Origin of the sequence: Bacillus sp. JJ634, assembly GCF_036962285.1 — a bacterium.
GTDB lineage: Bacteria > Bacillota > Bacilli > Bacillales > DSM-1321 > Peribacillus > Peribacillus asahii_A.
Map to the genome: position 1 here is coordinate 20,763 of NZ_JBALMU010000069.1, position 768 is coordinate 21,530.

Genomic DNA, 768 nt, shown 5'->3' on the forward strand with positions numbered 1-768 from the left:
AAATCCACAACGTTATTTTTCTTGAAATTAACAATAATAATAAATTACTTCTGTTATGTTGAAAATTAAAAGTCGGTTGCAAAAGAAAATCAAACATATACTATGAGTCGTGAGCTTCTTCATAAAAGGCTTACCTAATGGCTGCTTAAAGGGTTAGGACCTCTTTGGACTAACTTTCCCCCCATGGTAGTTATTAATGTTCAATTTATAAAATTCCTAAATCTGTTTAAGGGGGAAGCTTAAACATGGAAACAATGGGTAGACATGTTATTTCCGAACTTTGGGGTTGTGACTTTGACAAATTGAACAATATTGAGTTTATTGAAAAAACATTCGTTAATGCTGCTTTAAAATCAGGTGCAGAGATACGTGAGGTAGCTTTTCATAAATTTGCTCCTCAAGGAGTAAGTGGAGTTGTCATTATTTCTGAATCACACTTAACGATTCACAGCTTTCCAGAACACGGATATGCAAGCATCGATGTATACACATGTGGAGATTTAGATCCAAATATTGCGGCAGATTATATTGCTGAAGCATTAAATGCCGAAACGCGTGAAAAGATAGAATTACCACGCGGGATGGGCCCAGTGCACATAAAGGCAACTAAAATAGGTGTATTATAAGGTTTGAACATACAGAGGTGCTGTAGAGCATCTCTTTTTTTATAGCTCGGTATGTGCCGTTATTGATTCTAGCCTCGCACAACTGAGCCCTAAACCGTGTGATAAACAATATGGTGTACGAAAGTCTTTTTATCCCACACTT

At 36.5% G+C, this 768-nt stretch carries 1 protein-coding gene; it reads left to right on the plus strand.

Translation table 11 applies throughout. From position 1 onward, the window contains the following. Window positions 1-245: 245 nt before the first annotated feature. Window positions 246-626 carry an adenosylmethionine decarboxylase gene (gene speD / locus V7068_RS11950; RefSeq protein ID WP_499712985.1) on the plus strand — a complete coding sequence of 127 codons (381 nt, stop codon included), beginning with the start codon at window positions 246-248 and terminating at the stop codon, window positions 624-626. Window positions 627-768: the final 142 nt, after the last annotated feature.